The 23,682-nt window shown below is 35.0% G+C and carries 25 protein-coding genes and 2 tRNA genes; 10 read left to right on the top strand and 17 right to left on the bottom strand.

Annotated elements, in window-relative coordinates; translation table 11 throughout:
• Positions 1-71: 71 nt before the first annotated feature.
• On the top strand, positions 72-1,361 hold the full coding sequence (locus ACGH6R_RS08465; protein ID WP_411599419.1) for an NAD(P)/FAD-dependent oxidoreductase: 1,290 nt from the start codon (positions 72-74) through the stop codon (positions 1,359-1,361).
• Positions 1,362-1,491: 130 nt separating this feature from the next.
• Positions 1,492-2,097 carry a YiiX family permuted papain-like enzyme gene (locus tag ACGH6R_RS08460; protein WP_411599418.1) on the top strand — a complete coding sequence of 202 codons (606 nt, stop codon included), beginning with the start codon at positions 1,492-1,494 and terminating at the stop codon, positions 2,095-2,097.
• On the opposite strand, the gene rnhB is transcribed toward ACGH6R_RS08460, so the two are convergent.
• The 4 genes from rnhB to fabZ are packed head-to-tail and all read right to left on the bottom strand — an operon-like array spanning position 2,094 to position 5,133.
• Positions 2,094-2,684, bottom strand: a complete 591-nt coding sequence (gene rnhB, locus ACGH6R_RS08455) for a ribonuclease HII (RefSeq protein ID WP_411599500.1) — start codon at positions 2,682-2,684, stop codon at positions 2,094-2,096. The genes ACGH6R_RS08460 and rnhB overlap by 4 nt on opposite strands.
• Positions 2,678-3,862 (bottom strand): lipid-A-disaccharide synthase, encoded by a 1,185-nt coding sequence (gene lpxB, locus ACGH6R_RS08450; protein ID WP_411599417.1) that lies wholly within the window; start codon positions 3,860-3,862, stop codon positions 2,678-2,680. Before lpxB ends, rnhB begins: the two co-directional genes overlap by 7 nt.
• Entirely contained in the window at positions 3,862-4,641 is a 780-nt protein-coding gene (gene lpxA, locus ACGH6R_RS08445) for an acyl-ACP--UDP-N-acetylglucosamine O-acyltransferase (protein WP_411596990.1), read from the bottom strand. The genes lpxB and lpxA overlap by 1 nt, the downstream gene beginning before the upstream one ends.
• Positions 4,642-4,686: 45 nt before the next feature.
• Complete coding sequence (gene fabZ / locus ACGH6R_RS08440) at positions 4,687-5,133, bottom strand: 3-hydroxyacyl-ACP dehydratase FabZ (protein ID WP_065558097.1); 447 nt, start codon at positions 5,131-5,133, stop codon at positions 4,687-4,689.
• Positions 5,134-5,354: 221 nt separating this feature from the next.
• Here fabZ and fkpA point away from each other — a divergent pair, with 221 nt between their 5' ends.
• From fkpA to tusC, 3 genes are read left to right on the top strand one after another with little or no spacing between them, the layout of a single operon-like run.
• Positions 5,355-6,188, top strand: coding sequence for an FKBP-type peptidyl-prolyl cis-trans isomerase (fkpA, locus tag ACGH6R_RS08435; RefSeq protein ID WP_267349990.1), 834 nt, complete (start codon positions 5,355-5,357; stop codon positions 6,186-6,188).
• Between the two features lie 8 nt (positions 6,189-6,196).
• Positions 6,197-6,562 carry a sulfurtransferase complex subunit TusD gene (gene tusD / locus ACGH6R_RS08430; RefSeq protein WP_411597052.1) on the top strand — a complete coding sequence of 122 codons (366 nt, stop codon included), beginning with the start codon at positions 6,197-6,199 and terminating at the stop codon, positions 6,560-6,562.
• A 17-nt stretch (positions 6,563-6,579) separates the two neighbouring features.
• Positions 6,580-6,933, top strand: a complete 354-nt coding sequence (tusC, locus tag ACGH6R_RS08425; RefSeq protein WP_267360958.1) for a sulfurtransferase complex subunit TusC — start codon at positions 6,580-6,582, stop codon at positions 6,931-6,933.
• Between the two features lie 267 nt (positions 6,934-7,200).
• On the opposite strand, the gene nagE is transcribed toward tusC, so the two are convergent.
• The gene (gene nagE / locus ACGH6R_RS08420) at positions 7,201-8,700 is read right to left on the bottom strand and encodes an N-acetylglucosamine-specific PTS transporter subunit IIBC (protein ID WP_411599415.1); all 1,500 of its coding nucleotides are present in this window, start codon (positions 8,698-8,700) and stop codon (positions 7,201-7,203) included.
• Between the two features lie 250 nt (positions 8,701-8,950).
• Between nagE and nagB the strand changes: the two genes are divergently transcribed.
• The 3 genes from nagB to ACGH6R_RS08405 are packed head-to-tail and all read left to right on the top strand — an operon-like array spanning position 8,951 to position 12,175.
• Positions 8,951-9,757, top strand: a complete 807-nt coding sequence (gene nagB / locus ACGH6R_RS08415) for a glucosamine-6-phosphate deaminase (RefSeq protein ID WP_267349995.1) — start codon at positions 8,951-8,953, stop codon at positions 9,755-9,757.
• A gap of 11 nt (positions 9,758-9,768) precedes the next feature.
• Complete coding sequence (gene nagA / locus ACGH6R_RS08410; protein ID WP_411599413.1) at positions 9,769-10,911, top strand: N-acetylglucosamine-6-phosphate deacetylase; 1,143 nt, start codon at positions 9,769-9,771, stop codon at positions 10,909-10,911.
• Between the two features lie 34 nt (positions 10,912-10,945).
• Positions 10,946-12,175: an ROK family protein gene (locus ACGH6R_RS08405; RefSeq protein ID WP_411599412.1), complete on the top strand. Its 1,230-nt coding sequence runs from the start codon at positions 10,946-10,948 to the stop codon at positions 12,173-12,175.
• Positions 12,176-12,241: 66 nt separating this feature from the next.
• On the opposite strand, the gene asd is transcribed toward ACGH6R_RS08405, so the two are convergent.
• The 9 genes from asd to ACGH6R_RS08360 all read right to left on the bottom strand — a co-directional run bounded on the left by asd (position 12,242) and on the right by ACGH6R_RS08360 (position 19,697).
• On the bottom strand, positions 12,242-13,345 hold the full coding sequence (asd, locus tag ACGH6R_RS08400; RefSeq protein ID WP_411599411.1) for an aspartate-semialdehyde dehydrogenase: 1,104 nt from the start codon (positions 13,343-13,345) through the stop codon (positions 12,242-12,244).
• 273 nt (positions 13,346-13,618) lie between these two features.
• Positions 13,619-14,053, bottom strand: coding sequence for a PTS sugar transporter subunit IIA (locus tag ACGH6R_RS08395; RefSeq protein ID WP_411599410.1), 435 nt, complete (start codon positions 14,051-14,053; stop codon positions 13,619-13,621).
• 12 nt (positions 14,054-14,065) lie between these two features.
• A complete protein-coding gene (locus tag ACGH6R_RS08390; RefSeq protein WP_411599408.1) occupies positions 14,066-15,064 on the bottom strand; it encodes an SIS domain-containing protein in 999 nt (332 codons plus the stop codon).
• Positions 15,061-16,146 carry an SIS domain-containing protein gene (locus ACGH6R_RS08385; protein WP_411599406.1) on the bottom strand — a complete coding sequence of 362 codons (1,086 nt, stop codon included), beginning with the start codon at positions 16,144-16,146 and terminating at the stop codon, positions 15,061-15,063. Before ACGH6R_RS08385 ends, ACGH6R_RS08390 begins: the two co-directional genes overlap by 4 nt.
• Positions 16,147-16,159: 13 nt before the next feature.
• Complete coding sequence (locus ACGH6R_RS08380; protein ID WP_411599405.1) at positions 16,160-16,981, bottom strand: PTS system mannose/fructose/sorbose family transporter subunit IID; 822 nt, start codon at positions 16,979-16,981, stop codon at positions 16,160-16,162.
• Positions 16,962-17,798 carry a PTS mannose/fructose/sorbose/N-acetylgalactosamine transporter subunit IIC gene (locus ACGH6R_RS08375; protein WP_411599403.1) on the bottom strand — a complete coding sequence of 279 codons (837 nt, stop codon included), beginning with the start codon at positions 17,796-17,798 and terminating at the stop codon, positions 16,962-16,964. Before ACGH6R_RS08375 ends, ACGH6R_RS08380 begins: the two co-directional genes overlap by 20 nt.
• 17 nt (positions 17,799-17,815) lie before the next feature.
• The gene (locus ACGH6R_RS08370; RefSeq protein ID WP_411599401.1) at positions 17,816-18,283 is read right to left on the bottom strand and encodes a PTS sugar transporter subunit IIB; all 468 of its coding nucleotides are present in this window, start codon (positions 18,281-18,283) and stop codon (positions 17,816-17,818) included.
• Between the two features lie 11 nt (positions 18,284-18,294).
• Positions 18,295-18,978: a GntR family transcriptional regulator gene (locus ACGH6R_RS08365; RefSeq protein ID WP_411599400.1), complete on the bottom strand. Its 684-nt coding sequence runs from the start codon at positions 18,976-18,978 to the stop codon at positions 18,295-18,297.
• The gene (locus tag ACGH6R_RS08360; protein WP_411599398.1) at positions 18,975-19,697 is read right to left on the bottom strand and encodes a GntR family transcriptional regulator; all 723 of its coding nucleotides are present in this window, start codon (positions 19,695-19,697) and stop codon (positions 18,975-18,977) included. Before ACGH6R_RS08360 ends, ACGH6R_RS08365 begins: the two co-directional genes overlap by 4 nt.
• Before the next feature lie 403 nt (positions 19,698-20,100).
• Here ACGH6R_RS08360 and ACGH6R_RS08355 point away from each other — a divergent pair, with 403 nt between their 5' ends.
• A complete protein-coding gene (locus ACGH6R_RS08355) occupies positions 20,101-20,961 on the top strand; it encodes a hypothetical protein (protein WP_411599397.1) in 861 nt (286 codons plus the stop codon).
• Positions 20,962-21,058: 97 nt separating this feature from the next.
• Here the strand turns inward: ACGH6R_RS08355 and ACGH6R_RS08350 are convergent.
• The 3 genes from ACGH6R_RS08350 to ACGH6R_RS08340 all read right to left on the bottom strand — a co-directional run bounded on the left by ACGH6R_RS08350 (position 21,059) and on the right by ACGH6R_RS08340 (position 22,666).
• Positions 21,059-21,135 (bottom strand) — tRNA-Pro (locus ACGH6R_RS08350).
• 26 nt (positions 21,136-21,161) lie between these two features.
• Positions 21,162-21,237, bottom strand: a tRNA-His gene (locus tag ACGH6R_RS08345).
• 124 nt (positions 21,238-21,361) lie between these two features.
• A complete protein-coding gene (locus ACGH6R_RS08340) occupies positions 21,362-22,666 on the bottom strand; it encodes a serine dehydratase subunit alpha family protein (RefSeq protein ID WP_411599395.1) in 1,305 nt (434 codons plus the stop codon).
• 333 nt (positions 22,667-22,999) lie between these two features.
• Between ACGH6R_RS08340 and ACGH6R_RS08335 the strand changes: the two genes are divergently transcribed.
• Complete coding sequence (locus ACGH6R_RS08335) at positions 23,000-23,680, top strand: response regulator transcription factor (protein ID WP_065558131.1); 681 nt, start codon at positions 23,000-23,002, stop codon at positions 23,678-23,680.
• The last annotated feature ends 2 nt before the right edge of the window (positions 23,681-23,682 follow it).

The raw sequence follows: 23,682 nt of genomic DNA, 5'->3' as shown, positions 1-23,682 counted from the left end.
GTCAAAAGAATATAGATAAAAACCTACTTATTTAGTATGATATTTTAAATTAGGATTGTAAGGTATTAAATATGAAAAAAATAATTATTGTTGGTGGTGGTGCAGGTGGATTAGAGTTGGCAACTAATCTTGGTGATAAGCTAGGTAAAAATAAACAAGCTGAAATAACGCTGATCGATAAAAATAGTTACCACATTTGGAAACCACTACTGCATGAAGTTGCAACAGGTGCTATGTATGAACAAGTTGATAACATCTTCTTTTCTGAACAAGCAAAGCAACATCATTTTGAGTTTACTCAAGGTACTTTTACCAATATTGATCGTGAGAATAAGCAAGTTCTGATCAATGATACAAATGATAATCATATTTCCCTATCGTATGATATTTTGGTTATAGCAGTAGGCAGTACTTCGAATGATTTTGGTACGCCTGGTGTTAAAGAACATTGTATATTTTTAGATGATCAAAATGCCGCTATTCGCCTACGTGAAATACTGCTATCAAAATTCACAAATTTCTGTTCAACGCTCGATAAAGACGCTGACACTAAAGAGGAAAAACTTCGCATTGCTATTGTTGGTGGTGGCGCAACAGGTGTCGAGTTAGCCTCTGAACTACCTCATATGGTTGAAACGTTTGGCGTTTGTCGAAAAAACAAAATGTGTGCTGATTTCTTAGATGTATCCGTTATTGAAGCAACCAATCGTATCTTACCAGCATTACCCGAAAAAACGGCATTAAGCATTACTAAAACCCTTGAAAAACGCGGTATTCATGTCTTAACAAATACCATGATTACTAAGGCCGAAAGTGATGGATTCTATCCTAAAGAAGGGGAAACCATTAAAGCCGATATTATGATTTGGACTGCTGGCGTTAAAGCACCTGATTATCTGAAAGACATAGCTGGTTTAGAATCAAGTCGTTCAAATCAATTAGTCGTTAAACCGACATTACAAACTACACGAGACGATAATATCTTTGTTATTGGTGATAGTGCTTATGCGATGCAAGATAGCGGACGAGCCTCTCCACCCACAGCACAAGCAGCTAATCAAATGGCAAAAATTTGCGCTCGAAATATCGTTAGTCTGATTAACAATCAAGCCATGAAGTCATTTGTCTATACCGATAAAGGAACCATTATTTCTTTACATGACACCGCCCAAGGCGTGGTTAAGTTGATTGGCAATAAAGAAATGAGTGTGAAAGGTTGGTTTGCGTTAATGATCCATCGATTGCTATATCGTATGCATCAAGCTAGTTTATTGGGTATCTTTAAAACCATCCGTTTTGCTCGTGATTGCAAAGCTAAATATAAAAGTAAATTTGTGTCTATTTTTAGTCAGCAAGATTAATTATTAACCGAAAAATAAACAACAGCTACTTGATAATAAATAATCTTCAGTAGCTGTTTTTTTATATAAGATATTTAGACAGTACTTTTCAACTCAATTCAAAATATAACTATATGAATAATAGAGAAATATGCGATTTATTTTAATTTTTATATTGTTATTTTCCTGTTTTATCTGTGAAGCAAATTATCAGCCAAAAGATGGCGATATTATTTTTCAATCGTCTCAATCCAGTCAAAGTAAAGCCGTTGAACAAGCAACAAATTCGCCCTATAGCCATATGGGAATCATTTTTATAAAAAATGGTAAACCTTATGTATTTGAAGCTGGGAGTAAAGTCGCTTATACACCTTTAACAAGCTTTATTGAAAGAGGAAAAAATAGAAATTATGTAATCAAACGTCTCAAAGATCATAATTTATCTGTTAAGGAAACCAATAAATTAAAGCTAGTTGCAAAAACTTTTGAAAATAAACCTTATGATATCTGGTTTGGTTGGAATGACAATTATATCTATTGTTCTGAATTAGTTTGGAAAATCTATAATAGAGCACTTAAATTAGAAATTGGTCAATTACAGAACATCAAAGATTTCAACATTTCATCAGCACTCGTAAAGCAAAAATTAAAAGCGCGTTATGGCGATAAAATCCCCTTTCAAGAAACCGTTATTTCGCCTGTCGCTATGTTTAATTCACCGTTATTAATAACAGTAGACCAACATTGGTCGCCTTAGGTAAGTAATAACTTTTTAACTGGAGCAAAACTTTTACGATATAGATGATTGATACCGTGCAGCTCAATTGCCATTAAATGATCCTTAGTGGGATATCCTTTATGTTTTGCCAGTCCATATTGGGGATACAATTTGTCTAATTCTACCATTTCACGATCACGCGTCACTTTTGCTAAAATCGACGCAGCACTAATCTCTGCCACCAGTAAATCGCCTTTGACAACGGCTTGTGTTTGAATACCAAATTCAGGGCAACGATTACCGTCGACTAAAACTAAATCAGGTTGGATCGCAAGTCCAGTCACCGCTCGTTGCATAGCTAACATGGTAGCATGCAAAATATTTAATTTGTCAATTTCCTCAACAGAAGCTCTTGCAATACACCAAGCTAGTGCATTTTCTTTAATAACGTCAAATAATTGATCTCGTTTTTTTTCGGAAAGTTTTTTAGAATCCGTTAATCCTTTGATTGGTTTATTAGGATCTAAAATAACAGCTGCCGTCACAACATCACCACAAAGCGGTCCCCGCCCAACTTCATCAACTCCAGCAATTAAGGTGGCATCAGGATAACTAAATTCTAACAACAAGGTGAATCCTCTAATACATCAAGTACAGCTTGAGCTGCTTGTTCATCAGCGTGACAACGAATTTGCTGATGTAATGATAAAAATGTTTTTTTAAGTTCACTATTATCCCCTTCTAAAAAAGGAATAATATGATTAGCGATATTTTCAGGGGTACAGTCTTGCTGTAATAACTCGGGTACAATTTCTTTACCAGCTAAAATATTGGGTAATGAAACATAAGGGGTTTTAACTAATTTTTTGGCTAACCAAAAAGTGAATGGCTTCATTTTGTAACCCACCACCATTGGACATTTGGCTAGCATGCATTCTAGTGCTACTGTTCCGGATGCCAAAATCGCAGCATCACTGGCAATCATTGCTTCACGGGCATGACCATCTAATAGTTGAACTTTCAGTTCTGGTGCTATTTGCGTTTTAATCTGCTCAAATTCTTGTCGTCTTTTTTCATTGACTAATGGTACGACTATATGCAAATCAGGGTAACGATCACGTAAAAGCTGAGCTGCTTGTAAAAAAGGGGCAGACAATAAGGTGACTTCCGCATGACGACTACCCGGCAATATTGCTAAACACCGACCATTGAGCGGAATGCCTAATTGTTGACGCATTGCGACTTGGTCAGGCATTAATGGCACATCATCTGCCATTTTGTGACCAATAAAACGACAAGGGACATTAAACTTATCATAAAACGCTTTTTCAAAAGGTAAAAAAGCTAATATGAGATTAGTATTACGTTTAATTTTGAAAACACGTTTTTGCTTCCAAGCCCATACCGAAGGACTCACATAATGAATTGTTTTAATCCCTGCTCGCTTTAACTTACCTTCTAAGGAAAGATTAAAATCAGGCGCATCAATTCCTATAAAAATGTCGGGTTTTAATTCAATTAAACGCTTAGTAATATCACGACGTATTGCTAAAATACGACGTAATTTTCCCAACACTTCTACAATCCCCATAACAGAAAGCTCATCCATTTCATACCAAGCTTGACACCCTTCAGCTTGCATTAAAGGCCCTGCAATACCAACAAATCGAATATTAGGATGATACTTTTTGAGAGAACGAATCAATCCAGCGCCCAGAATGTCGCCAGATGTTTCACCGGCGACTAGAGCAATGGTTAATGATTTATTCGTATCTGTCTGGCTTGTGATTGGTTGACTAGTCATTAACGAATGATGCCCCGTGTTGAACGTGCAAAAAAATCATTGAATAATTTGACTTCAGGATATTGATTTGCAATAGCCTCAATTTCTGCTTTCGCTTCGTCTAACGATAGCCCATTTCGATAAAGAATTTTGTAACTATTGCGGATAGCTTGCAAAGCTTCTTTACTGAATCCACGACGTTTTAGACCTTCGTAATTCACGCCATGTGGTGTGGCATGATTTCCTTGTGCTATCACATAAGGTGGGACATCTTGCGCAACGCCTGAACAACCACCAACCATAACATGTGATCCAATGACACAAAATTGATGTACCGCAGTCATACCACCAATGATAACATGATCATCTAACTGAACATGTCCGCCAAGTGTTGCATTATTTGCCAAAATACAATGATTACCAATTTGACAATCATGTGCAACATGCGCATTAATCATTAGTAAATTATCACTGCCAATTTTGGTAATTCCGCCACCTTGAACAGTACCGCGATGAATAGTCGCGCTTTCGCGAATCATATTGCGATCACCAATTTCAGTGCGAGTTGGTTCGCCTCGATATTTTAAATCTTGGTTAACTTCACCAATCGATACAAATTGAAATATCTGGTTATCTTTACCAATTTTAGTGTGGCCATTGATGACTACATGTGATTTTAAAAAAGTCCCTTCACCAATTTCAACATTTTCACCAATAAAGCAAAAAGGACCAATTTTAACATTGTTACCAATTTTGGCGCCTTTTTCTATCACTGAACTTGGATGTATTTCCGTTGCCATAGCATTTCCTTCATACTGTTTTTGGGATATTTAGACAAATCAATACTATTTACGAGCACACATCATCTCGGCTTCGCAAACTAACTTTCCATCAACAGTTGCTACACCATGGAACAATGCAATTCCACGACGCTCTTTAATATATTCCACATCCAGTACAATCTGATCACCAGGCACAACAGGTCGTTTAAAACGAGCTTTATCAATAGATGCAAAATAGTACAATTGTCCGGGTGATAATTCTTCAATACTTTTAAAAGCTAAAATACCCGTTGCTTGGGCCATCGCTTCTAAAATTAAAACACCGGGGAAAATGGGTTTATTAGGAAAATGTCCCTGAAAAAAAGGCTCATTGACCGTTACATTTTTGATTGCTTTTAGCGTTTTCCCTTTTTCATAACTAATCACACGATCAACCATTAAAAAAGGATATCGATGTGGTAATAAACTAATAATTTCTTCGATATCAAGGGTATTAAGTTCGGTAGTCAAAATAGCTATCCTTATATATTAATATAAACTTTTTACATTATAACTGAGGATGCCACTTGCACTCAAGAATGATTTAATCATCAAGAAAGGATTAATGACAATGTTAATGATTTGTTAAGGCAAATTTTTTACTAATAATGGTTTGTAAATACTGTATTATCTAATATCAAATAAGTTATAATATTAATAATAATAAAAAAATTTCAATATGGAGAATTAAAATGAAGTTATTTTTAAGAATGACGCTAATCAGTAGCGCAATTGTGTTAGCTTTAACTGGATGTGATACCCAAAGTAATCCGACGGATAAGCAAACAACTACCCATGCTGAACAAACTATCACGTCGGCAGAACAATCAGCCAATCCGAATAAAGTGACATTAACTACTCAAACACAAAAAGATTCTTATGCATTAGGTTCTTCATTTGCGTCTTCTTTAAAAGAAAGCGAAATTGATATCGATCCTGACTATATTATCAGCGGACTCACTGAAACATTTAACAGCAAATCACAATTATCAAATGATGAAACTGATGCTATTTTAAGTGCTATTCGTCAACGTGTGATGGAAAAAGCCAAAGCGCGTTTTGAAAAAGAAAAAGCAGAAAATATTGAAGCAGGTTCGAAATTCCGTTCAGAATTTGCTAAACAAAGTGGTGTAAAACAAACTAAGTCGGGCTTACTTTATCAAATAATTAATCAAGGTTCTTCTCATCATCCAACAAAAGATAGTAACGTTATTGTTCATTATGAAGGTAAACTCGTTGACGGACGTAAATTTGATAGTTCATATGATCGTGGTGAAACCGTTAGCTTTAAACTTGATGAAGTAATTAAAGGTTGGGCTGAAGGAATTCAATTAATTGGAGTAGGTGGTAAAATCAAATTAGTCATTCCACCAGAATTAGCATATGGTAGTCAATATTATCCAGCTCAAGGAGACAAAGCAGCGATTTTACCAGAGTCAACTTTAGTTTTTGAAATTTCGCTATTGGGCATTGATGGAGATAACAATGGGAACAATCAACAATCTTCATTTAAGCAAATAAGATAAATAAATTGATTACTTCATTGAAATATACACTCGTTGTTTTGGGTCCTGCTTATGGGACCCAATCTGCTTATTGTGCGTATCAATTTGCACAAGCCTTATTGTTAAATACATCTCACACCATAAAAAATATCTTTTTTTACGCTGATGGTGTTTATAATGGTAATCGATATACCGACCCTGCCAATGATGAATTTGATTTAGTCAGCGCTTGGCAAGAATTAGCAAAAAAATATGATCTACCCTTAACAATTTGTGTTGCAGCTTCGCTAAGACGTGGAATAACCGAAGAAAATATTGCCGATTATTTTCAATTAACCGGTTTAGGCGAGCTAACTGAATCAATCACTTTATCAGATCGTGTTATTCAATTTTAAATATGACGGTTAATGATATGAAGAAAATTGCCATTATTATTCATTCTTCCCCTCATGGTAGTGCCAAAGGTCGAGAAGCACTTGATTTGGCTTTAGCATTATCTGCTTTAAATCATATTACGGTCATTTTTACCGATAAAGGCATTTTTCATTTATTACCTGATCAGCAACCCGATCTCATTTTGATGCGTGACTATATCGCCACATTCAATATGCTTGAACTTTATGATATTGAAGATGTTTATGTGAGTGAGTCAGCATTAAAATCGCATAATCTTTCTGATTTCACCTTTAATATTACCACTAAAGTGATTAACCATTACGATTTAAATCAATTGCTTGATGAGCAAGATGTCATTTTAACATTCTAATTTAATATTAAATTTTTAATCTGCTTCATTATTAAAAATTGTTTCGCCCACACATCCTTTCAATTAAGATTAATCTAGTCTGATTAACATTAGACTAAGCCATATTTAGAAACGCAATAACTGATTATCAAATCAAATACAACGGAAAGAAATAAGAATATCGAAGGGAAATAAGTAATCAAGAAAAATAAAAAACCGCCTTATTTTGTCGTTAAGTATGACGAATAAGGCGGATTAATTAATAGTGATAGTTTAAGTTGTTATCGTTTAGACTAATTTTTTCATTTGATCTGCAATCTTTTCAGCTTGTTGACCTACAACAATTTGCACACCTGTTTTACCTAGTTTAATCACAGCCATTGCACCTAATGCTTTAGCAGCTACTTCATCAACTAAATCAGAATCTTTCACACTCAAACGTAATCGAGTGATACAAGAATCAATATTGGTCAGGTTTTCTTTACCGCCAACAATAGCTAAATATTGTTCAGCAAGCGCTGTGGTATCAGCTGTCGTTTGCGCTGGTTTAGCGGTATCAGTTGTCAATGATTGTGCCGCACTGTCTTCATCTTCACGACCTGGGGTTTTAAGGTTAAATTTAACAATGATAAAGCGGAACGCAACATAGTAAACCACAAAGAACACTAAACCTTGAAGAATGAGCATATACCAATGCACTGCAAGAGGATTTCCAGATTGCAGTAACATATCGATTAAACCGGCACTGAAACCAAATCCACATATCCATTGCATCGTTGCAGCAATAAAGAGTGAAATGCCTGTTAAAATTGCATGAATAACATAAAGTACTGGTGCAACAAACATGAACGCAAATTCAAGCGGTTCTGTAATTCCCGTAAAGAATGCTGCAAAAGAAGCCGCTAACATAATTGATGCGGTTTTATCTTTATTGCCTTTTTTCGCTGTGTGATACATGGCTAAAGCAGCACCTGGTAAACCAAACATCATAATTGGGAAGAATCCTGCTTGATAACGTCCAGTAATACCTACAACAGCTTTACCAGAATCTATCGCACTTTGACCAGCCAAGAAATTTGGAATATCGTTAATGTTAGCAACATCAAACCAAAATACTGAGTTAAGAGCATGATGTAAACCAACTGGAATTAATATACGGTTAAAGAAGCCATACACCCCTGCACCTGATGCACCTAAATTCTTAATCGATTCACCAAATTTTACTAATGCTTCAAAAATAATTGGCCAGATAAAATAAAAGATGACAGAGATAAGTAGCATCACGATAGAAACAATAATCGGAACAAGTCGTTTGCCACTAAAAAAAGCTAACGCTTTATGTAACTCAACCGTACTAAATTTGTTATAGAGTTCAGCAGAGATAATACCCACTAAAATACCAATAAATTGATTATTGATTTTCTCAAATGCAGGAGATATTTGCGTTTTCCAACCATCAACACTGGTATCGACACCTTCAAAAAGTGCAATTGAATTTGGCGATAATAATGTTGTAATAATCAAAAATCCGACCAACCCAGAAAGTGCAGCTGCACCGTCTTTGTCTTTGGACATACCATATGCAACACCAATAGCAAATAAAATTGGCATGTTATCAATGATAGCACCACCAGATTTTATTAAAAATGTTGCCGCAATACTATTTGCACCCCATTCAACGCTATTGATCCAATATCCAATCCCTAGAAGTATTGCTGCAGCAGGTAGAACTGCAACTGGCACCATTAATGAGCGCCCAATACGTTGCATATAAGCTAAAATTCCCATAAGTTTAACCTCTTATATTTATTTAAACTATATCTAAACATGATGATTTGTTATGTATCTTCAGATATCAGTAAACGATCCATTCTATTTCATATTATATTATTTTACTTCGCAAATTAATTATTCAATATATGTGATTTTTATCACGCTTTTTTTTGATTAATTGCTCTAATATAGTAAAATACAGTCAACATATTTTACTTCAAAAAAAAAGAAGTGGTTCTAATTATATCAGAAAAGGTGGTATCGAATGAGGCTTATTCCTTTAGAAAATGCTCAAGAAGTGGGCGCTTGGGTTGCACAACGTATTGTGAATAAAATTAACCAATTTAAACCGACAGCGGATCGTCCGTTTTTGTTAGGCTTACCAACCGGTAGCTCGCCATTAGTGATGTATCAACAACTGATCAAACACTACCAAGCTGGTGATGTTAGCTTTAAACATGTGGTAACGTTTAATATGGATGAATACGTTGGTATTCCTGAAGATCATCCTCAAAGTTATCATACTTTTATGCATGAAAACTTTTTTAATCATATTGATATCGATAAAAACAATATCCATATATTAAATGGCAATGCAACTGATATTGCTCAAGAGTGTCGCCAATATGAAGAAAAAATCAAATCTTATGGCAAAATCAATATTTTTGTTGGTGGTGTTGGTCAAGATGGACATATTGCTTTTAATGAACCGGGTTCGTCGCTTTGTTCACGCACGCGTATTAAAACGCTAACTGAAGATACACGTATTGCCAATTCACGTTTCTTTGATAATGATGTGAATCAAGTTCCAAAGCACGCACTAACTATTGGTGTTGCCACATTAATGGATGCACAAGAAGTGATTTTATTAGTCTGTGGTCATAACAAAAGTTTAGCATTACAAGCAGGCGTTGAAGGTTCAATTAATCATTTATGGACAGTATCCGCATTACAAATGCACCCAGCATCTATTATTGTTTGTGATGAACCAAGTACCGATGACCTTAAAGTAAAAACGTTAAAATATTTTAAACAAATGGAAGCTGACAATCTTAACGTGACCATTTTATAAAGGATAACTCAATGTATGCATTAACAAATTGTCGTATTTATACCGGTTATGAGATTCTTGAAAATCATGCTGTTATTATCGACGGTGATAAAATTGACAAAATTTGTAAAAAAGATAATTTACCCGACAATATCAAAATTGAAGATCTACAAGGAGCGATCGTTGCGCCTGGATTTATTGATATTCAAGTCAATGGATGTGGCGGTGTGCAATTTAATGAGACACTCGACGCATTAAGTGTTGAAACATTAGAAGCGATGCAAGCTACCAACCTTATTTATGGTTGTACGAGCTATTTACCGACTTTAATCACATCAACAGATGAATTTATGATAAAAGCGGTCGCGGTAATGCGTGAATACTTAGCTCGACATCCTAATCAAGCATTAGGCTTACATCTTGAAGGTCCTTATATTAGTCCTGAAAAGAAAGGGATTCATGACGAAAACATTATTCGTTTACCTTCGCAAAAAATGATTGATTTTCTATGTGAAAATGCTGATGTAATTAAAATCATTACTCTTGCGCCAGAAAGAGTTGAAAGCCATTTTATTAAACAATTAGTTAATGCAGGAATTCATGTTTCTGTCGGTCATTCCAATGGTCATTACGATGACTGTCGTCGTGGCTTCAATGATGGAATTCGATTAGGCACCCACCTATTTAATGCTATGCCTTATATTTCAGGACGTGAGCCAGGCGTAGTTGGTGCAATATATGATGAACCAGAAGTATATGTTGGTATTATTGCTGATGGACATCATGTAAGTTGGGCAAACATTCGCAATAGCCATAAAATTAAGAAAGATCACTTAATTTTAATTACAGATGCAATGTTGTTAGCCGGTTCTAATTTGTCTTCTGCTGTTTTTGCAGGTAAAACCATTTATTATAAAGATGGGCTATGCGTTGACGATAAAGGCACGCTTGGCGGCTCTGCATTAACCATGATTGATGCAGTTAAAAATGCTGTTGAATATGTGGGTATTGCATTAGATGAAGCCTTAAGAATGGCGACACTTTACCCAGCTAAAGCAATCGGTGTGGATAAACAACTTGGTAGCATTAGTGAAGGTAAAATTGCCAACTTAGTTGTTTTTAATCGAGACTTTACGATAACTAAAACGGTTGTTAATGGAGAAATCACCCGTTAGAATGTCAGATAATTAATGATTATTGAGACAACATATGACATTTAATTATCTGAATTTAGTTGGAAATGCTGAACTAATTAAACAATTAAATTATGCTATGATTTATCGTTTAATTGTTCAGCAAGCTCCCATTTCTCGTATCCAGTTAGCCGAAATCAGTCATTTAGCCCCAGCCAGCATTACCAAAATTACCCGACAGCTACTTAAGAATAAACTTATAAAAGAAGTTGATGCCCAGCAATCAACTGGCGGAAGACCAGCTGTTTCCATTCAAGCCAAGTTTGATTATTATCAAGCCATTGCTATTCAATTAAGTCGTTCGCATGTCACCATTGAACTCTATGATCTTGGAGCAAACAGCTTAGTTTCTGAAGTGTATCCTCTTACCGTTTTTATACAGCAACAAGCACAAGAATATTTGATTACATTAATTGAACAATTTATTCAAAAAAATAGTAAAAAGATTAAGCATCTTATTGCTATATCGGTGGTTTTACCTGGATTGATTGATTCTGTAAGAGGAATTGTTCGATATACACCTCATATTCAAGTTAAAGCATGGCCTTTAGCCGATATATTGCAGAAACAATTTAATGTTTCTATTTTTTTAGGTAATGATATCCAAAGTCTAGCATTAGCCGAAAATTATTTTGGTTCAACGCAAGATGTCGATGATTCAATCTTGATTCGTGTTCATCGTGGTGTTGGATCAGGTGTTATTGTCAATCAACAATTACTGACTAACCATAATCAAAGTGCTTGCGAAGTGGGACATATTCAAGTCGATGCGTTAGGTGAACGCTGTCATTGTGGTAATTTTGGTTGTTTGGAAAACCGAGTTGTTAATGATGCCATTGAACGACGAGCAAAACAGATGATTGATCAAGGTTATACGACTAAATTAACAAAAGATTGTTGTGATATCGTCAACATTTGCCAATTAGCCAATCAAGGGGATGAGCTTGCCATTAAGTTAGTTAAAGATGCAGGCGAAAATCTAGGTCGAGCAGTAGCTATTATGGTCAATATTTTTAACCCACAACGAATTGTATTAGCAGGTGAACTCACCAAAGCGACAGAAATACTTTTAGATGCAGTAACTAGCGCTTTAAACTCACTGAGTTTAGAAGATTTAAGAAAGAATCTTTCAATCAACTGCTCTTCACTCAATGACCGCTCGGCAATTGGTGCATTTGCTTTAGTACAACAAGCGTTATTTAATGGATCACTTTTGATGATTTTGCTCGAACATGATGTAGCATAAATAACTTTTTAAGTTCAAAAACAGCCCGAAAAAATCGAGCTGTTTTATCATGCCATCAGTTAACCATTATGCTAAGATGCGTAACATCCTCCGTAATGGTTCTGCGGCCCCCCACAATAACTGATCCCCAACGGTAAATGCTGATAAAAAGTCTTTACCCATATTAAGTTTACGCAAACGACCAACAGGAGTGGCTAATGTACCGGTAACGGCTGCAGGGGTTAACTCTCTCATGGATAATTCTCGATCATTGGGTATCACTTTTACCCAATCATTATGTGCAGCAAGTATTTTTTCAATTTCCGGCACGCTAATGTCTTTTTTCAGCTTGATGGTAAATGCCTGACTATGACAGCGCAAAGCACCAATACGAATACATAGTCCATCTACAGGAATAATTTGATTGGTATCTAATATTTTGTTGGTTTCAGCTTGCCCTTTCCACTCTTCTTTACTTTGTCCATTATCCAATGCTTTATCGATCCAAGGAATTAAACTCCCAGCAAGTGGTACACCAAAATTATCGGTTGGCAAACTTCCATCACGCATTTTTTGGGTTACTTTACGTTCAATCTCTAAAATAGAAGAATGTGGATCTTGTAGTTCTTTGGCAACTTCGGCATTTAACATCCCCATTTGCGTTAAAAGTTCACGCATATGGCGAGCACCACCACCAGAAGCCGCTTGATAAGTTGATACCGACACCCAATCAATCAAATTTTCAGCAAATAAGCCACCCAGTGACATTAACATTAAACTGACTGTGCAATTCCCGCCGACAAACGTTTTAATACCTTTGTCTAATGCAGTTTGAATATTCGCTTTATTGACAGGATCTAATACGATAATGGCGTCATCTTCCATACGCAATGTAGATGCGGCATCAATCCAATATCCTTGCCACCCCGAAGCACGTAGTTTTGGATAAATTTCGGAAGTATAATCTCCACCTTGACAAGTCACGATAATATCTAACGCCTTTAATGCTTCAATATTATCGGCACTTTGCAATGTTCCTGTTTTACCGCCAAAACTAGGTGCAACTTGCCCTGCTTGTGAAGTCGAAAAGAAAATAGGATTAATATAATCAAAATCGTGTTCTTCAACCATACGTTGCATCAGAACCGACCCCACCATTCCACGCCATCCAACAAAACCAACATTTTTCATATTTTATTTCCAAAAGTAGATGTTATACCAAGAGACTTTTTTACTATTAAAGCAAAATATCATCATAAAACAAGCAAGATAAGAATTATTTTTGTAGGTTTTAAAATAATAACACAGTGTTATATTAAACTCGTTTTGAGATGAATACATTTATATGAAGAATAAAGATATTTTAATTATAACCAACTTGAAAAGGTAGCAATGAGTTAAGGCAAATATATTTTTAGCATACTAAAATAGATTTGCCTCAATTATTATTTTTTAATCATATAATTAAAATTCCTCATCTTGAATATTATTGTTACTAATTGAAATTAAATTATATCGCTCAATACCTTGTACTGATGATTCGATGACTTCTGGCAATAAATCAATTAGATCATTTTTATCCGTTCTAAGCATAAATGTGGTTAATAGCATTGGAATATTAACGCCAGTGATAATTTCCATCGTCGGGTAATTTGGGATCAGCTTAACAAGAGTATTAAAAGGCGTACCGCCTTTTAAATCAACTAAGCATAAAATGGCTGATCCCAATTTAGTTAACATTGCTAACTTTTGTTCAATTTGCTGTTGAAAATCATCTAGCGATTGTCCCATTAAAAAGGAAACAGCTTCACATTGAGTTTGCTTACCGCATATCATTTCAGCTGTTTCAATTAAACTGTTAGCCATTGTGCCGTGAGTACTTACTAATACTGCAATCATGCACGACTCCTTTTAGTAATCTAAGCAACGATAATAACGACGGATTGACATTGGATGACGATTGAGGTGTTCAACATAAGCATCAATTCGGTTATTAATAGCACGAAAAACAAATGGAGATAAGTGCCCCCGATATTTTTCCGAAATACCCGGCAATTCATAATCTTTAGTATCGATTATGGTGTAATTAGCGCAAATTTGTGGTAAAAATCTAGCTACTCTTTCACTAAGTGAGCGCTGACTATCTTCACCAACGTAAACAGTAACAGCCGTATCCCTGTCTATAATTTCTAATGTTCCATGAAAAAATTCAGCAGATTCGATTGATTTTGAACGTAACCAATGCTGTTCTTCCCAATAACACATAGCGTGTGAATAGGTTGCTCCCCATTGATTACCTGCTCCAACAAAGTAATGCATGGCATCATCGTGATGTTTTTGCGCAACTTCTTGTCCAAAGGCATCGGCTTTTTTGGCAACAGCAACAATATTTTTGGCAAAATGTTGATCCATTTGTTGATAAAATTCATCATAGTCTGGAAATTCACCGGCTAAATACATCAGTCTGTCTGCGGTCATAAAGAATTTTAACTGTTCATTCATCGGATAAGAAATAACGTGATCTACCATTTTACCTAATGGTGAATCAGCATTATCTAAAAAGGCTAATACCGTTGAGCCGACTTCTTTTTGAATTTTATCGATAGCCTCAACGACTTCTTGTGTTGAGCCAGTCACTGAGGAGATGATTATTAAAGAATCTTTGGTTATTCGCTTATTGCCAGTTACCAAATATTCCGCAGCATGTTGCACAAAAGTTTCTAGTGCAGATTTTTCTTTCATATGAACGACGGCTTGCATTGATGAAGCATAAGTGCCACCAATGCCTAACCAACAGATATTACGATAACCTCGTTCATGAATCTGATCAATAAACTGATTAATAAACGGACGTAATTTTAATGCGCCATTCATACTGTTAAGCTCTTTTTGTTCGTCAAATTTTCTCATACGGTGACCCTCTTAATTTTGGATTTAGTAATTTCATCAAATTCTGGATATGTTGATTTTTCTAGATTATGACCCTTTAACTGGGATAGCTGGTAACTGAGTAGATGAATAGGAATAGTCATAAATAATGATGTTAATAATTCATCACAATGGATATCAAAGTTTAGATCGTGCTCAGTAATAGAATGCGAGTGCTGTGCATATAGGGTTATTACCTGTTTTACATAGCGATTCAAAAAGGTTTTTAATGCTACGGCTCTTGCTTCTAATAACCCTTTTGGTTCAATAAATATGATGTAATCATCAGGATGTAAGCCAAGATAAGGGCCATGCATGTACTCTTCCAATTCTTTTCCGAACGCCGTGTTACGAACCGTTTCGGTGAATTTAGTTTCTCCTTCACGAGCGACACCATAAGTTGCACCATAGCCAATAAAAATCACTCGTTTAGCGTGATTAAATTTTCTGAGATGATGATTTACCCATGATTGTGATTGTAGGATAACTTGTGGCAATGATGTCGTAACATCCTGTATTTGTTTAAGATAACTTTCAAATTGTTGCTTATCCAAACACCCTGTTTTTTGACCAATAATTAAGGCAATCAACATTAAATCAAGAATAATGACACTATAGCCAGCACTCACATAGGGCATTTCTTCAACTGGCATCCCCATTGATAAAACATGATTGCTGATGTTATATATCGGACTGTTAGAATTGCTAGTAAGGGTATAAATAGTAAGATTTTTTTTAATAAATTGTTCAACCAAATGAATGGTGGAATAGCTTTCCCCACCTTGTGATATGGCAAAATAGAGCGTATTAGCGTCATTATAGTGTAAGTAGTTTGCTGCCATGGAAGGATCTTCAATATAAACAGGGATTTTTAATATTTTACTCATCAATGGTCTGGCACCATAAGCGGCGTTGGCACTCGATCCTGTAGCAAAAATGACAATCGATTGAAGTGACTTTTCAGTATTTAAATCTATCTGATCAGCAAATAACGATTGATAATGATCTAATATGCTTTGATAAAATTCTGGCTCTAAGGCGACATAGTCTGCGATACTTTTCATTTTTATTTCCTAATTATCCCAATAATCCACTCCATGCCCCTAAAATCCCGATTGCGGCAATAAGTAGAAGTATCCAATGCGCTTTGATCCCTTTTTTGACTAACATGAAGATGAATAACGTAAACATCAAAGGCAAAATTTGCGGTACAATTCCGTTAAAGATATCTTGTAGTGAGGCTGAATCATCGCCAGACCCAATTTTTAACGGCATATTTAATGTCACCATAGTAGCAACCATGGCACCAACCACACATAGCCCTAACACTGATGCTCCATAAGATAACTTATCCATTAAACCTGTCTTTTGAACCTTTTCAATAAAAGATGCGCCAATGTTATAGCCTATAAGTAAACCAAAATAACGGGCTAAAATGGCAGGTACGTTAAAGATAAGTAAAAAAAGAAGTGGACCTAGAATATTACCTTCCAGTGCTAAAGAGGTACCAATACCTGTTGCAATAACGCGTAATGTTCCCCAAAAGAACGAATCCCCCAGACCACTTAAAGGTCCCATTAGTGCAATTTTGACATCGTTGATGGCACTTTTATCAAAATCACTATCGGTGGCATTTTGTTCTTCCATGGCAATACAAATACCTAGTGGAAAGGTGATTAACCATGGTGTGACGTTATAAAATTCTAAATGTCGTTGATAGGCATCAGTGAGTTCGATTTTATTATGACTGTAAATCTTATCTAAAGCTGGTCGCATCGCATAGGAATAGCCTAAGTTCATTTGTCGTTCATAATTCCATGACCATTCAGCGGTAAATGAACGCCAAAACGTTCTGGATAACTCCTTATTGGTTATTAGTTTAGAACTCTTCATTTTCATAATCGATCTCCTGTGCAGCTACCGTATTGCCTGTATTGGTGCTGAGTTTTTGCCCGCTTTCTTCTATTATCATCTTTTTGCCATTAAATGCCGAATACCCCGTCAAAATGAGCGCAAGACATCCCCCAAAGATAGCCACACCGGTGACGGGCACTTTCATATAAACGGCAAGTGCAAAACCAAAAATAAAGAAGGTTACATTGGTCTTTTTAATCATGATTTTCATTAACATCGCAAATCCAAATGCCGGTAGTAAGCCAGTTGCAATACCTAATCCCTCAATAATAAATTTAGGTATCATTTCCAATAGACCATTCACCGCAGAACTGCCAAATAGATATGAAAGTCCTACGACTAAACCGATTGGCAGATTGATTGAAAAGAATCCACCTAATAAATTCATTCGATCCATACCTTTACCATTGCCTTCACTGGCGTATTTATCCGCTTTATGAACAAAGTAAGGAAGAATAAAAAGAAAACATAAGTTTTTAACCAATAAAACTAATGAAGCAATAGGAATACCTAACGCCAAAGCAATTTCGGTACTTTTACCTGCCCCAATGGCGAACGCGGTACCCAATATACTGCCTGATATAATTTCGGGTGGAATAGAAGCGCCAATAGAAAACGAACCGACAAATGCGAGTTCTAATGTAGCACCAATAACAATACCTTGTGTGATGTCGCCCATGACTAAACCAGCTAAAGTACAAGTAACAAGTGGTCTGGATAACATTGATGAACCTAATAAGTATTCACCATTGGCTAACATCGCAATCAAAGCTAAAACAATAGCTGTTAATTCGATACTCATATTTTTGTCTCTCTTAACTATTTTTCAAATTTTTGCTTTGATTCGCTTGGGACTTGTTGAATATAGATCTCAATGCCGTCTTGTTGTAATCCTGTTAATAAATCCGCCTCAGTATCAGTTAAATTGATTGTTTTAGAGTAATTTTTTGTCCCTTCTCGAGGTTTAGTACCACCTAAATTTAGGCTAATGACTTTTCCTTGCGTGGCTCGAATGAGTTTTTCAGCATCTGCAACGGATTCAACGACAATTAACATTTGATATTTATCTGTTACGCCTGAATTAATCGCCTCAATACTGTCATCAATTGACTTCATCACTAATTTTGCGTTTTCTGGTTTAGCTAAACGAATAGCAGATTTACGTAATTCGTCATTAGCCACGACATCATTAGCCACTAAAATAGTGTTTGCACCAACATTTTCGAACCATGAAACAACTACCTGGCCATGTAATAAACGGTGATCTACACGTAATAATTTAATCATTGATATACCTCCTAGGTGAAATCGACCACATATTTAGTATTACTAGCAAACTTGTACTCAAGCGCAATCGGTTCGTTATTAATATCAAAATAGTGATTAGTAATTTTAAAAAATGGGGCGTTAATATTGATACGTAATTGTTTGGAAAGTTCAGCATTGGCTACCATCAATTGCAAATCTTGCTCTAATTTATCGACTTTTTTCTTTCCCGAATTAATGATTTCAAGTGCTGATAGTACCTTGATAATGGAAAGCTGAAAGTCTGGAAAATTAGTTAACGGTAGCAAAAAAATGGTTTTCGTTACGTTATTTGTTGCTATCTCCAAAAAACCAATAAAGTAGATAAGTTCCGTTGATTTTATTTTTAATAATTGGCTGTAAAAACAACCTGCTTGCCTGAGATAGGCTTCTTTGATCTGCTTTTTATGATTTGAATAAGCTTGAGGTTTAATTATGCCTGTCATTTCTAAAATCGTTTGAGTTGAAAGTGTAGGAGCGACAAATAATCCAATCCCTTTCTTTCTGACTACCATATTTTTTTCAACTAAACGATCAATCGCTTTACGGACTGTGGTTCGACTGACTTCATAATCTTTTTGCAACTGACCTTCTGGCGGTAACTCTGCACCCACACTATATTGTCCTGTACTTATCTGCTCCATTAATTGGAGTGCTAATTTTTCAAATAACTTCATTTGTATTCTTCCTGATAATTAAAGATATTTTTTGCAGATAAGTGATATTTAAATCGATTACCAATTAAGTACTGGTCGGTGTGTTCAAACGGTTCAAAGTCATGATCATAACTGTAACTTGATACTTTATAGATAGGTGTGCCTTCAGTAATTGCTAAATATTTGGCTTTATCGTTGAGAGCGACTTCGTATGCGATCTCTTCTCGACCATGACTGGGTATAACATGAAAATGTGTTTTTAAATATTCATAAAGCGAAACATCATTTAAATCTTGTTTAACTAAATCTTTAAATTTTTTAGAAGGAAGATAACTTATTTCATAAGATAACGGAGTTTTATTCAATAAACGTTGTCTTGCTATTCTGATTAATCGCTGATTTGATTTAAAAAAGGTGTTTAATTCGGTAGGCATTGGAATGATATCATTAGAGAGTACTTTAATTTTGATGTGAACATCATCTTCTTTTTGGCACTCTTCAGTAAACGAAGACATTTTTAGCATATTCATTTCAAAGACTGTATGATTAGGGAGATGGTGATCTTCCTGAAAAACATCACCTTCCATCATTAAATCATTTAATGCTCTTCTAACTGTCGTTCGGCTTACCCTAAAATATTCGGCAAGCCCTCTTTCTGTCTTTATTTGACTGATTATTTTAGGATTTGCTCTAATTTGTTCTTCGACTTCAGTTTTGACTGCAATATCACGGTATTCCAAAGATCACGCTCCATATTTGGGCTTTTTTATCCAATAGATATATCTTTAACAACCAATTTCTGATTAAAAATTATCTAAAAAAATACATGCCGTCAATTTTAAGTACCAAAAGTGTTGTCATGATCACAATATTTTTTATTATCGACATAAAATCAAGATAATAACTCGTAATATGCATTAACGAATATGTTGAATCATTAAAATTGAAAAACTACGGATAATTATGATGAGATAGGTGATACTTTAAATAATAAATAGAAATGATTGTGTTATAAAGTTCATGAATTTATTATATAAACATAAGTATGATGAAGAATTTTGTGCAGAAATGACTATTTTTTAACATTATAAAATATGCCGATAGGATAATCTGTTTTATCATTGCTTTAATAAGGGGAAAAGGATGATTAAAAAAATAATTTTCTTAATTCTATGTTTATTTAGTGCATTAGCCAAAAGTGATGAGTTTGTTTGGAAAATAAATTTTGATGGAAAACTTAATATTCCTCATCTGAACTTAAACATTGATGGTAAAGATATTGAGGTTACCTTAGACACAGGTGGTAAAGAAGGATTATATTTACCATTAGATTTTATTAATAATATCGTTGATAAAATTGAACTTTCTGAAAACAAAAAAAGTATTGATTTATCAGGTAATATAAATATAACAAGATCTTTTATTGCGAATAATTTAGTCATCAATTCGCTAATATTTAAAAAAGTTAATGTTATTGAATATAAACCATGGGGTTTAGCCATATCAAGTAACAATGAAAAAGAAGAAAACGATGATTTCCCTGCTATTGGATTAGGTTTATTTGATCAATATGTTTTAACCTTAAATTTTCCTAAAAGTGAAATTATTATTTCAGACGATATAAATTTAAGTTTAGATAACACATGGGTTGAATTGCCTTTCCGTTTAATGGATGAAGGTTTAGTTATTGAAATGTCAGATGGTTATAAAAATTACCAAATGATATTAGATACCGGAGCAAGCTTATCTATGATTAAAGCTCAATCCCTTTCACCTCAATCAATTAAAATTAAGGATGAAAATAGTGATTATCAATTTGTTGAACTTGGTGTGAGCTACGTTTCATCGGATAAAGTGGAAGCGATTATTCTCGATTCTCTTCCACCTGAATTCCAATCAGATGGGCTTTTAGGTATTGATGTACTACAAAGTCATTTAATTAAAATAGATTTCAAAAATAAAAAATTATGGATTAAACCGTTTAAAACAGAATCGAGTAATTAATCTATTATTGGACGAAAACAGCGTATTAGTCCTTATTTTACTAAAAGGCAGAGAATAAAAAAAACCCACTTAAATAAGTCGGTTTTTATATCTAAATTGGTCGGCGAGAGAGGATTCGAACCTCCGACCCACTGGTCCCAAACCAGTTGCGCTACCAAGCTGCGCTACTCGCCGTTAGATTTACTTATGCATGGCATAAATGGGGTGGCTAATGGGACTCGAACCCACGACAACTGGAATCACAATCCAGGGCTCTACCAACTGAGCTATAGCCACCGCTGAAGTAGGACGAAATATTACGCATAAAAAATAATATTGTCCAGTATATTTTTAAAAAAATTGACCAATTGGTTATATAAAAACCGCAACAGTGCTTAACTCACTAAAATATTTGAAAAATTTATGCTTTGTGAGACATAATATGAATAATTTGTGTGTCGGTAGCTTTCATGCTGTTACTGACAATTGCCCCTAAATTATTAATTGATGTTTCAACACTATCACACACAATCCCTTCCTTACCCGTTACCCGAATACGACTCAAAGCCATTAATACCGCTTTATAGGCAGAGGATACGGATGTAGAAACTTTCATAGCACAACTATTAGATGCACCATCACAAATAATACCAGATAAATCACCAATCATACTACAAATTGCCATATCTACCGGTTCATACTCACCTTTGCCTAGTAACCATGCCATTCCTGCCGCTGCCCCCATAGCAGCGGTTGAAGCGGCACAAAGCGCAGATAACGGCGGATATTTACTATGTATATAAATTGCAATGGTATGCGATAGAATAAGCGCTCTGGCTAATTGCTCTTGCGTGACATTTAAATGTTCAGCCACCACAACTACTGGCATAGTCGCTGTAATACCTTGATTGCCTGAACCTGAATTACTCATCGCAGGCAATGTTGCACCGCCCATTCGAGCATCAGATGCTGCTGTTGTACGAATAATTACTTTAGATAATAAATCATCTGCCATTAATCCATTTTTAGTATGCTCACGTAAAGTGGTCGCAATACTTAGACCATAAGCCTGTTTTAATCCTTCTTCAGATAAAGCATCGTTTAATTTTGCTGCCTCTAAAATAAATTTTATATCGTCAAAATTAGCATAGCTGGCAAATTCATAGATTAATCTAACCGACATTTGCTTTATGATAAGATCATCGTGAGATAACGCTTGATTAACTGAATCGGTTTGGTAAAGAAGTTCACCATTTTTTTCAATTAATATCAAATGAGTATGCGTGTTTTCAATACAGACTTTGACATGATCTGTTTCAGTGTAAACATTAGACTCTGCATAAATTGCTTTATGATTATCTGCAATTTGAACACGTACCTTACCATTAGTGAGCATTTCTTTTGCTTGTATAATTTGCGCTGAAGTGATGTTTTTTAACACTTCAAGCCCAGCATCTGCATCACCGCCTATTGCACCAATCGCAGCAGCAATAGGTAAGCCAACCATACCGGTACCAGGAACAGTGACACCCATTCCGTTTTTCATTAAATTTGGCGAAACATAAGCTTCAATTTTTTTTATGTTATTTTTGTCAAGATATTGACAAGCAACCGCTGAAGCAAATGCCAAAGAAATAGGTTCAGTGCAACCAAGTGCTGGTAAAACTTCATGTTTTATTAATTGAATTAATGCTTGCCATTGTGTTTGCTGTTTAGATTCTTCCATTCATCAATCTTAATGTTATTAGTTGAAAATTTAACAATTTATTTATCAATATTTTATTATATCTTAAGCTATATTTGAATGATGATATGACACAATCTCTATATAATAGTGCAATTTTATAGCAAATTAGATTAATCAAAATAAAGTGTTATTCAATTTCATTTAAATTTTGATTAAAGCTATAGCTAAACTAACATTTTTTAAACAATTAGGTAGTAAATTAAATAAACAGCAATCGTTCAAAATATGTAATATTTTAGTAAAATTACCTGACATTTTTTTTATTATTGCAATAATATAACTACCTATAATTATATAATAATGGCGATTATGATAAATATTTTATTAATTGATGATGATATTGAATTATCACAGATGCTAAGTGAGTATCTGACTAATGAAGGCTTTAATATCAAAAGTGTTTATTTAGGTAAAGATGGTATTGAAGAAGCCTTATCAGGCAAATATCGAGCTGCAATCTTGGATGTAATGTTACCCGATATTAATGGAATTGATGTTCTTAAAAGTATTCGTCAGCAATGTAATATGCCTGTTATTATGTTAACCGCTAAAGGCGATAATATTGATCGTGTTTTAGGGTTAGAATTGGGCGCAGATGATTATATTCCAAAACCTTGTTATCCACGCGAATTATTAGCAAGACTGCGTGCTGTTTTACGTCGTTTTGATGAACGTTCTGTTGAGTTGGTCGATGATAAAAAATACCATTTTAATGGCTTAGTATTAGATTTACCGCAACGTTTATGCACTTGGAATGGCCAAGTGATAGATTTGACATCAACTGAGTTTAATTTATTAGTATTATTGGTAAAACACAGTGAGCGTGTGGTCACTAAAGAAGAGTTATCTGAAATAGGTCTTGGTCGAGCTCGTGAACTTTATGATCGTAGCGTCGATGTGCATATCAGTAATATTCGCCAAAAACTTCATCAAGTTGCTCAAAATGTAGTAACTATTGAAACTATTCGAGCTGTTGGTTACCGAATCCGTTAATG

Source organism: Gilliamella sp. CG13 (genome assembly GCF_046635805.1).
GTDB classification, from domain to species: Bacteria; Pseudomonadota; Gammaproteobacteria; order Enterobacterales; family Orbaceae; genus Gilliamella; species Gilliamella apicola_I.
This window is presented reverse-complemented; position numbering and strand designations above follow the sequence as displayed.

Excerpts from the sequence above, each read along its gene's own strand:
- fkpA (WP_267349990.1), top strand. The coding sequence starts at position 5,355 with ATGAAGTTATTTTTAAGAATGACGCTAATCAGTAGCGCAATTGTGTTA.
- ACGH6R_RS08385 (WP_411599406.1), bottom strand. The coding sequence starts at position 16,146 with ATGAAAAGTATCGCAGACTATGTCGCCTTAGAGCCAGAATTTTATCAA.
- tusC (WP_267360958.1), top strand. The coding sequence starts at position 6,580 with ATGAAGAAAATTGCCATTATTATTCATTCTTCCCCTCATGGTAGTGCC.
- asd (WP_411599411.1), bottom strand. The coding sequence starts at position 13,345 with ATGAAAAATGTTGGTTTTGTTGGATGGCGTGGAATGGTGGGGTCGGTT.
- ACGH6R_RS08390 (WP_411599408.1), bottom strand. The coding sequence starts at position 15,064 with ATGAGAAAATTTGACGAACAAAAAGAGCTTAACAGTATGAATGGCGCA.
- nagB (WP_267349995.1), top strand. The coding sequence starts at position 8,951 with ATGAGGCTTATTCCTTTAGAAAATGCTCAAGAAGTGGGCGCTTGGGTT.
- ACGH6R_RS08370 (WP_411599401.1), bottom strand. The coding sequence starts at position 18,283 with ATGATTAAATTATTACGTGTAGATCACCGTTTATTACATGGCCAGGTA.
- ACGH6R_RS08365 (WP_411599400.1), bottom strand. The coding sequence starts at position 18,978 with ATGAAGTTATTTGAAAAATTAGCACTCCAATTAATGGAGCAGATAAGT.
- ACGH6R_RS08395 (WP_411599410.1), bottom strand. The coding sequence starts at position 14,053 with ATGATTGCAGTATTAGTAAGTACTCACGGCACAATGGCTAACAGTTTA.
- nagA (WP_411599413.1), top strand. The coding sequence starts at position 9,769 with ATGTATGCATTAACAAATTGTCGTATTTATACCGGTTATGAGATTCTT.
- lpxB (WP_411599417.1), bottom strand. The coding sequence starts at position 3,862 with ATGACTAGTCAACCAATCACAAGCCAGACAGATACGAATAAATCATTA.
- lpxA (WP_411596990.1), bottom strand. The coding sequence starts at position 4,641 with ATGGCAACGGAAATACATCCAAGTTCAGTGATAGAAAAAGGCGCCAAA.
- ACGH6R_RS08460 (WP_411599418.1), top strand. The coding sequence starts at position 1,492 with ATGCGATTTATTTTAATTTTTATATTGTTATTTTCCTGTTTTATCTGT.
- ACGH6R_RS08340 (WP_411599395.1), bottom strand. The coding sequence starts at position 22,666 with ATGGAAGAATCTAAACAGCAAACACAATGGCAAGCATTAATTCAATTA.
- ACGH6R_RS08465 (WP_411599419.1), top strand. The coding sequence starts at position 72 with ATGAAAAAAATAATTATTGTTGGTGGTGGTGCAGGTGGATTAGAGTTG.
- ACGH6R_RS08375 (WP_411599403.1), bottom strand. The coding sequence starts at position 17,798 with ATGAGTATCGAATTAACAGCTATTGTTTTAGCTTTGATTGCGATGTTA.
- ACGH6R_RS08405 (WP_411599412.1), top strand. The coding sequence starts at position 10,946 with ATGACATTTAATTATCTGAATTTAGTTGGAAATGCTGAACTAATTAAA.
- ACGH6R_RS08380 (WP_411599405.1), bottom strand. The coding sequence starts at position 16,981 with ATGAAAATGAAGAGTTCTAAACTAATAACCAATAAGGAGTTATCCAGA.
- nagE (WP_411599415.1), bottom strand. The coding sequence starts at position 8,700 with ATGGGAATTTTAGCTTATATGCAACGTATTGGGCGCTCATTAATGGTG.
- ACGH6R_RS08355 (WP_411599397.1), top strand. The coding sequence starts at position 20,101 with ATGATTAAAAAAATAATTTTCTTAATTCTATGTTTATTTAGTGCATTA.